Source organism: Roseibium marinum, assembly GCF_002906165.1.
GTDB classification, from domain to species: Bacteria; Pseudomonadota; Alphaproteobacteria; order Rhizobiales; family Stappiaceae; genus Roseibium; species Roseibium marinum.
In genome coordinates, this window is the sequence record NZ_PPCN01000002.1 from 1 (window position 1) to 9,100 (window position 9,100).

The 9,100-nt window shown below is 49.2% G+C and carries 10 protein-coding genes; all 10 read left to right on the forward strand.

Annotated features, from left to right (window positions below; all coding sequences use genetic code 11):
- The first annotated feature begins 432 nt into the window (after positions 1 to 432).
- The 10 genes from CLV41_RS27475 (at position 433) to CLV41_RS06985 (ending at position 9,002) form a co-directional block, all read left to right on the forward strand.
- Complete coding sequence (locus CLV41_RS27475; RefSeq protein ID WP_146048524.1) at positions 433 to 1,389, forward strand: DUF6884 domain-containing protein; 957 nt, start codon at positions 433 to 435, stop codon at positions 1,387 to 1,389.
- On the forward strand, positions 1,386 to 2,531 hold the full coding sequence (gene dbpB / locus CLV41_RS06950) for a DGQHR domain-containing protein DpdB (protein ID WP_103221608.1): 1,146 nt from the start codon (positions 1,386 to 1,388) through the stop codon (positions 2,529 to 2,531). Before CLV41_RS27475 ends, dbpB (CLV41_RS06950) begins: the two co-directional genes overlap by 4 nt.
- Positions 2,531 to 3,820, forward strand: coding sequence for a tRNA-guanine transglycosylase DpdA (gene dpdA / locus CLV41_RS06955; protein ID WP_103221609.1), 1,290 nt, complete (start codon positions 2,531 to 2,533; stop codon positions 3,818 to 3,820). The genes dbpB (CLV41_RS06950) and dpdA overlap by 1 nt, the downstream gene beginning before the upstream one ends.
- On the forward strand, positions 3,817 to 4,902 hold the full coding sequence (gene dbpB, locus CLV41_RS06960) for a DGQHR domain-containing protein DpdB (RefSeq protein WP_103221610.1): 1,086 nt from the start codon (positions 3,817 to 3,819) through the stop codon (positions 4,900 to 4,902). The genes dpdA and dbpB (CLV41_RS06960) overlap by 4 nt, the downstream gene beginning before the upstream one ends.
- 4 nt (positions 4,903 to 4,906) lie before the next feature.
- Positions 4,907 to 5,542 (forward strand): 7-carboxy-7-deazaguanine synthase, encoded by a 636-nt coding sequence (queE, locus tag CLV41_RS06965; protein WP_103221611.1) that lies wholly within the window; start codon positions 4,907 to 4,909, stop codon positions 5,540 to 5,542.
- Complete coding sequence (queD, locus tag CLV41_RS06970; protein WP_103221612.1) at positions 5,539 to 5,892, forward strand: 6-carboxytetrahydropterin synthase QueD; 354 nt, start codon at positions 5,539 to 5,541, stop codon at positions 5,890 to 5,892. The genes queE and queD overlap by 4 nt, the downstream gene beginning before the upstream one ends.
- Positions 5,893 to 5,904: 12 nt before the next feature.
- On the forward strand, positions 5,905 to 6,627 hold the full coding sequence (queC, locus tag CLV41_RS06975) for a 7-cyano-7-deazaguanine synthase QueC (RefSeq protein WP_103221613.1): 723 nt from the start codon (positions 5,905 to 5,907) through the stop codon (positions 6,625 to 6,627).
- Positions 6,624 to 7,190, forward strand: a complete 567-nt coding sequence (locus CLV41_RS06980; protein WP_103221614.1) for a VUT family protein — start codon at positions 6,624 to 6,626, stop codon at positions 7,188 to 7,190. Before queC ends, CLV41_RS06980 begins: the two co-directional genes overlap by 4 nt.
- A gap of 97 nt (positions 7,191 to 7,287) precedes the next feature.
- Positions 7,288 to 8,244, forward strand: coding sequence for a hypothetical protein (locus CLV41_RS27480; RefSeq protein ID WP_146048525.1), 957 nt, complete (start codon positions 7,288 to 7,290; stop codon positions 8,242 to 8,244).
- On the forward strand, positions 8,241 to 9,002 hold the full coding sequence (locus tag CLV41_RS06985) for an HAD family hydrolase (RefSeq protein WP_103221615.1): 762 nt from the start codon (positions 8,241 to 8,243) through the stop codon (positions 9,000 to 9,002). The genes CLV41_RS27480 and CLV41_RS06985 overlap by 4 nt, the downstream gene beginning before the upstream one ends.
- The last annotated feature ends 98 nt before the right edge of the window (positions 9,003 to 9,100 follow it).

Genomic DNA, 9,100 nt, shown 5'->3' on the forward strand with positions numbered 1-9,100 from the left:
CGGATCAGGCTTACTTCAACGCTCTGACGCCGATGATGGTGGCGGCTTAATCGAGGCGAAAATCCACTTAGCGAAACGCCCGAAACTGTTCAGACAAACCGAGCCAACTCTTTCTGGCAACAAAAACTGATCTAGGATGATGTAATTTGGAACTGAAATACGGCTCAAATCTACCCAAAACTGCGGGCGCATGTTCTATATTTTCCACCCAGTCAGCCGCAGTTATTGCACCAGAGAATTTCCAAGCCTCACATTAACTGCTCTCTAAAAGGTTGTTGGTTTACCAAAATATTTCACATAAAATATTGACAATGCGGGCATATCAGCGTAGCTCTTCGACAAAAACCGCAGAAAATTCGCGGCACTTGGCGCCTTGCCGCACGAAGCAATGTATCTAACCGGTAGCCAGTGTTGCGGCACAAGGATATTTTCATGTTCAAATTGCACGAAAATAAACTTCCGGCAAAAGCCGTTTCTGCTCTACTGGTACCTTGCACCAGTCGCAAAAAGGTAATTCCAGACCAATTTTCTCGTGCAGTTTCCCTGAACAAATCCGAACAGTCTGACCTTGAAACTGCTTGGATAAAGCGGTTGGAGAAACTGCCTGAGAAATGTGAGGCACGTGAACTTTATTGCGGCCGCGGTTTCCAATTGGGCCTTCGCGCGGCCCACATATCGGGCGCTCCTCTCTATATTGTATCTGCCGGCCTTGGTCTGGTCTCGGCGGAAGCAACTGTACCCACATATGGAATTACGGTGAGCGGAAAAGGGGATGACAGCCTAGGTAATTGCATAACTGGTCAATTAAACCCTGAAAATTGGTGGTCATCGGTTAGCAAAGGACCGTACTCTACGGAGATTTCCAAAGTAATTCGAAGCACAGATCATGGCCATGTCGTGATTGCCCTGAGTCAGCCTTACGCGCAGATGTTGGCGCCAAGTCTCCTCTCCCTGTCTGCTTCCGGTATTAGTCGACTACGAATTCTGGGCTCCAACCTGTCTCGGCTACTGCCACCGCGCCTTGCAGAGTGTGTAATGCCTTACGACGAACGCTTAGAGGCTATATTTCCAGGCACGCGTAGCGATTTTGCACAACGTGCATTATTGCACTTCGTCTCTATAGGTTTGTCAGATGTGCCCTACGGCGACTTGAACGCACATCGAGAATGGGTTTCTTCAATCTTATCAGGAAAGAAGACACCTATACGGAAGTCCCGAAATCGACTTGCCGACGAAGAAATCCTGAAACTTATCTGTCAGCACTTACCGACAAAAACCGGTGTTGGAAGGTTGCTACGCATCCTTCGAGACGAAGAGGGGGTTGCCTGCGAACAGACTCGTTTCTCACGCCTTTATCAAAAGGTGATAAATGAAAGGACTTCTGGATGAGTCGGCAGCGAAAGTCGTCGGTTGCGGTGCTGACAATACGCGCACTACGTACGCAACAGGCTGATGGGATAGACATCTACGCCTTTTTTGTGCCAGGGGCAGACTTATTGCGGTTTGCCGAAATTAGTCGGATACACCGGAGTTCAGACGGCTCATTACATGGATTTCAGCGCAAGCACATCCGTAACCATGTTCGTTCGATCGTCGAATTTCTGGATCAAGGAAGCGTCCTTTTTCCGAATGCCATTATCTTGGCGATCTCTCCGCAGGTAGTTTTTACCCAAAGTCGCGGCAGTAAGCCCGATGGTGACGTAGGCACATCGCAAGCTGGAACGCTGCGCATCCCCATTTCGTCAAATGGTGCGAAAGCCGCTTGGATCGTTGATGGTCAACAGCGATCAATCGCCTTGGCTGAGGCAAAGAATAAGAGTTTTCCAGTCCCGGTGGTTGCATTTGTTTCGGAAGATCTGGCCACACATCGCGAGCAGTTCATTCTAGTAAATAAGGCCCGCCCATTACCATCCCGGTTGATCAACGAACTGCTTCCGGAGGTCGAGACACGCCTTCCACGTGACCTTGCTCCTCGTCGCATTCCGAGTGCGATTGTCCACCTGTTGGCGACCGTTGAGGAGTCCCCATTCCGCGGATTAATCAGCAGAATATCTGATGAGTATACTGGGACTGCCGTAGTCGTTGACACTGCCCTCCTAAAGGCAGTTCGCAATAGCATCAATAGCCCACTCGGAGCACTAGCCCCTTACAAAGCCTCTTCCGCACAAGAGGCAGATTGCGCTGCGATGATAGAGGTGCTGCTGGCGTTCTGGAGAGCGGTCGCACGAGTATTTCCAGAGGCTTGGGGAAAATCGCCGACGCAAAGCAGGCTTATGCATTCCGCCGGAATTGAGGCGATGGGATATTTGATGGATCGCGTTATGGCGCGCGCACCAACAGATGGCGATCTGCACCACCACGCCGTCGAATCACTGACAAAAATTGCACCATATTGCTGCTGGACCAGTGGACGTTGGCCCGACATAGATCGCCAGTGGAGCGACATACAAAACATTAATCGAGACATCAAACTGCTATCCGAACAATTGGCGCGTCTCGATCACACGCATTCAATGTCAAAGGTCGTATAATGAAGTTTGTGTTCGCCGATAGTCTAGATTTCGTGGATCCGACTTACGACTTCATTGCCGATCGCAACGGTGCAGGACGTGCTATTTATCGCGACGATCAGTTTCCTCATGAATTTTTGAGCCAAGCACCATATGACGGCATCCTTGTCTCTCGCGGCATCGTTGGGGATGCACTGATCACTGGAAAGTACACCGAAGCCCAACTGATGCGGTTCAGGCGGGAAGGAGCCAGACAATTTCTTCGCTTCCCTGTAGAGCGGTTTCCAGACAGCATGATGATGGGAGATTGCGGAGCGTTTACGTATCGCAATATGACAGAACCGCCGTACCAAGCTTCAGACACTGTGGAATTTTATGGAGACGGTGGTTTTACGCATGGCTGTTCACCAGATCACCTTATTTTCGATTTTGACCAACCAGATAAGGAACGGCTGGAAGATGAAGTTCCTGAAGACATACGCTCGCGGTTCGCAATTACCCTACAAAACGCCGCGGAATTCAAAATAGAGTCAAAAAAACTTGGCAAAAACTTCGTCCCAATGGGTGTTGTTCAAGGCTGGTCCGGTCCAAGTATGGCCAAGGCGGCAGATAACCTAGTTAAAATGGGTTATGATTATCTTGCAATAGGCGGCACCGTCCCACTCAAAATCGAGCAAATAAGGCGTGTGCTTGCGGCTATTCGAGAAGTTATTCCTTCCAATATTCGTCTACATTTACTTGGATTCGGCAAAATTGAAAACTTAGCCGACTTGGAGAAATACGGCGTCAGTAGCTTCGACACAACCTCACCACTAGTTCGTGCGTTTAAAGATGCGCGGAAGAATTATTGGATGAGAAACGCCGATGGAGAACTTTCCTACTACACCGCAATTAGAATTCCTCAAGCCACCGAAAACAACAAACTTAAAAACAAGGCTCAACAAGGTCTCCTAAACCAAGAAGAAATTCGTCTGCTTGAGGCCACCGCACTTGATGGTGTCCGGCGACTCGATAGTGGGGAGATTGATATCGACCAAGCGCTAGATGCCGTGATGGTGTATTGGGACAAGCTCAACTGGGACGATGAGACTTCTCCAACAAGGCGCGCTCAGGTACTCGAGCGTCAGCGCAAAATCTATCAGCGCACACTTGAAGATCGTCCGTGGGAGTCATGTGATTGCCGAGTATGCCGAGAGGGCGGTGTTGAAGCACTGATTTTCAGAAATTCAAATCGAAACAAAAGGCGCGGCATGCACAATTTGCATGTCTTTCATCGTCATTTGCAGCATTTTAAAGCGAGTCTAGCATGAATACACCCCAGTTATTGCGCTTTGATGTATTGGTCCCGCGCCAAAGCGACGGGTTGCCGGTTTTTACATTCGCTGCACGTGCTAAAGACGTTGAACGCTTTGCTCGGATAGAACGCGCCGGCCGTGACGATGCTGGAACATTGCGTGGTTTTCAACGTCCTCAGATTGCAAGTCATATTCGAGAAATTCGTGACTATCTTGAAAAGCCGAATGCAATCTTGCCCAATCCGATTATCGTTGCCTTCACAAAGTCAGCAACTCTGGAAATGACCAACAAAGAAGGTCGGCATGGTCATTTGACTGTCGACGTGTCGAACGGAGCACCAGGGTGGATTGTCGATGGACAGCAAAGATTTACCGCACTGAACGAGATACCGGATCGAGATTTTGAAGTTCTTGTATCCGGTTTCATCTGCGACTGTCTCGAGGAACTTCAAAAACAATTCATTCTCATAAACAACACGAGACCACTTCCAAAAGCGCTGGTGTATGAGTTGCTACCGCAGGTGAGCGACCTGCCACCACGAATGTCAAACCGCAGCCAAGCTGCGTTGATGACTGAAGCGTTGAACTATCGAGAAGGCTCCGCCTTGCGCGGTATGATCCGCCAGCAAACAAATCCCAAGGGAGTAATTCGCGATACAGTTTTGCAACGTGTGCTGATGAATTCGTTAAGTGACGGGGCACTGCGCCTCTACGCCGATGATAACAATTTGCTCTTGGAGCGAGGCGTCAATCTCATCAGCGAATACTTTCATGCTGTGAGGTATGTCTTTGCTGAAGACTGGGAAGATAAGACACCGAAGTCTTCGCGCTTGCTACATGGAGCAGGAATTATCGCAATGGGCTACGTCATGGAAGCCTTGCATATTTCCACAGGTGCAGAAGATCGAGACTCATTCGCTCAAGGCTTGCGGCACCTGAAAGGTCGCACTGCTTGGAGTTCCGGAGAATGGGTCTTTGGGAACGAACGTCGTCGCTGGAATGGCTTGCAGAATGTTCCTGCTGACGTGAGACAGTTATCTTTGCACCTGGTTCAAGAACTGAGACGAGCGTTGCCACGAAATCCGGAGGTCCTGTGAAGCAGTGACCTATTCGGTAAAAGAAATCTTTTACACCCTACAGGGCGAAGGCTCCAACGCTGGTCGAGCAGCCGTTTTTTGCCGGTTTGCAGGCTGCAATTTGTGGTCAGGACGAGAGGCTGACCGAGCGAGCGCCATCTGCCAGTTCTGCGACACCGACTTTGTCGGTGTCGATGGCGATGGAGGGGGGCGTTTTGCCACCGCGAACCAACTTGCCGCTTCGATTGCCGCAAAATGGGTTCCCACACAGAATTGCCGACGTTTTGTGGTGTTGACCGGGGGAGAACCCTTGCTCCAGGTGGATGCGCTACTGATCGCAGCCTTGCATGAAGAAGGGTTTGAAATCGCGGTAGAAACAAACGGTACAGTAAACCCGCCGGAAGGTATCGATTGGATCTGCGTAAGCCCAAAAGCGGGAACGTCCTTAACACTGAATTACGGCAATGAACTCAAACTCGTTTTTCCTCAGACGGGTGTCGAACCTGAGTTGTTTGAGGCGCTATCCTTCGAGAATTTCCTTCTCCAACCTATGGACGGTCCAAATCTCAGTGAGAACACCCAGGCCGCGATTGCCTATTGTCTGGCAAATCCAAGATGGCAACTCAGCCTTCAGACACATAAGCAGATAGGAATCCCATGAAAATTACTCAAGCATTCACTTTTGAGTCAGCTCACCGCCTGCCTCATGTGCCCGAGACTCACAAATGCCATCGAATGCACGGACATTCGTATAGGGTTGAATTGCAACTTGAAGGACCAGTTGACCCCCACACTGGCTTTGTTATCGACTTCTTCGAAGTAGAGGCCATATTTGGCCCGTTGCTCACACAACTTGATCATCATTGCCTCAACGAAATTGAAGGGCTTGAAAACCCGACAGCGGAGAACATTGCAGTCTGGATTTGGGAACGAATCAAGCCAAACTTACCTCAGACCAGTTCGGTAAAAGTCTTTGAAACGCCTCACTGCTGGGCCGAATACGAAGGATAATCGGGTGGACCAATGAACGAAGGAGATGCGATCGTACTCTTTTCGGGCGGTCAAGATTCGACCACCTGTCTAGCTTGGGCGCTTGAACGTTTCGAACGGATTGAAACGGTCGGTTTCGATTATGGCCAGCGCCATCGCATAGAACTTGATACGCGTCCAGTTATCCTAGAGGCCGTTCGAAACGGCTTTCCTCGCTGGGCCAGCAAACTGGGAGTTGATCATATGATCGATCTCTCTGTACTTGGACAGGTAAGCGAGACATCTCTAACGCGTGACGTAGAGATATCAATGCAGCAAAACGGGTTGCCAAACACCTTCGTACCTGGCCGAAATCTTCTTTTTATGACTTTCGCGGCAACCATCGCATATCGAAGAGGCGCAAAACATATTGTCACTGGAGTCTGCGAAACTGACTTTTCAGGCTATCCAGACTGCCGTGACGACACGATGAAAGCCCTACAACTGGCCCTCAACCTTGGAATGGATACGCGTTTCGTAATCCACACACCACTGATGTGGATCGACAAAGCCGAGACGTGGCGCCTTTCTCGCGACCTTGGTGGTGACGCACTTGTCGATCTGATCCGTGAGGAGAGCCATACTTGCTACCAGGGCGATCGGACTCCACACGAGTGGGGACGCGGATGCGGCACATGTCCAGCCTGTGATCTGCGCGCCAAAGGATATCTGCGATTTAAGGGCGAACCATCATCGGAAGCGAGGGATCCGAAATGACTGAGTTGGAACGCAAACGCAAATTGGAAGGATTCGCCTTCTTTCTAGGTTTCGCAGGATCGATCCCGCTCTCCAATTGGTTGATTGGCAATGTCGGAACAACTTGTATCCCCGACGGTCCATGTTTGATACCGGTCGCGCCCGGACTGGAAGCTCCGAGCGGAGTGTTGACAGTTGGTCTCGCCCTGACTTTACGTGATCTTGTGCAACGTAGGCTCGGCCTTAACTGGTCCGTTGCAGCAATTGCTGTAGGGGCGTTGCTATCGGCAAGTTTCGCACCTCCAGCACTCGTGATCGCATCGACAGTTGCGTTTCTTCTATCTGAGTTCGCCGATTTAGCAGTCTATACGCCTTTGCAGCGGAGACGGTTTGTAAGCGCTGTCATCGCCAGTGGCATAGTGGGTCTCATCGTCGATAGCATAGTTTTTCTTTGGGTCGCGTTCGGTAGTCTGGACTTCCTGGGAGGGCAGGTTGTTGGCAAAACGTGGTTGATACTAGCCTCGTTACCAGTTTTGGTATGGCTAAGGTCCCGCGATCGTCGCCTTGGAATTCTGCCCGTCTAAACAATTCTCAGACAACAGTGACAAAAATTAGAGTTTCAAAAGCATCACGAACTGAATGCATTATTACAAAAAGACATCGTATTTAGGGAGTTCGACATTGACCAGGACAACAAAACAAAATCTATCCGGTTTAAGGGCAATATATTACGCGTTCGTGGCACGAGATATCGAGTATTTTCCACGCCTATCGTCGGATAAAGGTGTGCAAACGCTCGCAAGTGATAAGATTATCGAAGAAATTCAACAAAAAACGAAAAACCTACCCCAAGAGTTCTCGGGGAACAGGCTGGATGAAGCGCTAAAACTTGGAAGAGAATCTCTCGATGAAGTGAAGGAGATAACAGAGTATCAAGATCAAAAAGCAACAAGACTCTTGATTATTACTTCTTTTTTAAGTGCGCTCTCGGGCATGCTATTCAGTCGCTTTGCCCAAGCTTACCAAGTACCTAATTCAATCTATGTTTTTGATATTTCAGCACTGCTCATTGCTTCTGGATATCTAATTTTTTTATTGTTCGTTCTAAGTGCAATCAGCGGTGCGCTAGTGATTTTCCATGCTACGCGTACGCGTTTCAAGTTTCCAAATGCTGATCCAAGCAAACCCGAAACGCAACTGCAGGCCCCAAGGTCTCAATTGTTCTTTCCTGCAATCATCAGCGTCCGTCCATCCGCATGGGCCGAATCGTTTTTCGACCCGTCGCCAAAATCTTTGGACACGAGCTTGACTGAAAATATTGGCGCTAAATACCTAAGAAATTACATTGCAGAAACGTATCTAGTCGCGGCAAAAACTGCGGATAAAGTTCGCTATCTCGAACCGGCACAAAACATCTTAGCTTTTTCGCTTCGTTGCCTACTTGTTTGGTTGATCTTACTTGGATTTATTCATGCTTTTATCGCGCCGACATCACATTTATCTTCGCAATCACCTGTTTCGGAGCGTGCAGTGCCCATTCAAGCTTCAGAAAATACATTACCTAAACTTCCCACTGCTACGCTCGATCACAATGTAAATGGCAGCGACTCTGCTGAAACCCTTGAGGGAGACCAGTGATCCGAGACTCACACTCCAGTGTTTTTGTTGATGCTGATAATACCCTTTGGGATACGGACAAGATTTTCGCCAATGCTCAACTGCAAATGTTAGAGCAAGTTGAATCCCTTCTTGCCATGAACGCGAAGACAGACGACAGGCTGCGCTTCGTGCGTATACTTGACCAAAAGATCGCTGAACATCACCATCAAGGCCTTAAGTATCCGCCCCAGTTGCTAGTTGGGGTGTTGACTCTTGCCATTTCGGGCATTGATCCTACCAGGGCCTCCCGCCTTGGGCGAACCTTATCGGGACACCACAACGCAATCGGAGAGGAAGATACGGAACGCCTGGCGAGGAAATTCTATGAAGAAATAAGTCGAACACCAGAATTACGCACGGGCGTGTTAGAAGGACTCAGGCGTCTTCAGTCGTCAGGGCGAATTATTATCGTCGTTACCGAAGCGGCACGAGGCAGGACCCGACGGACGGCGGGCATTCATTGTGTCGATCAATACTTTGACAAGATCATCGAAGCTCCAAAGCATGCGCGCCTATATCGTCGAGTTCAGAGACTTGTTGGTCAGTCTTCGCCAGGTTTCATGGTGGGCGATCAACTTGAACGCGACATTCGTCCTGCCAAAGAGGCTGGGTTGACAACAATCTTCTTCCCAAGCGGATTTAAGCCACTTTGGGAGCAAACAAATGGCCCCATAATTCCTGATTACACCGTGAATAGCTTTTCGGAAGCGGCTGATATTGTCATCAAGTGCAAATGAGATTTTTAATCTCGTTAAAATTACGATGCACTATTTCCTCTTCTCGCCTATGCTATCTGTAGTTCCAGATTCGACGACTTTATCTAGGTGCCCACTCG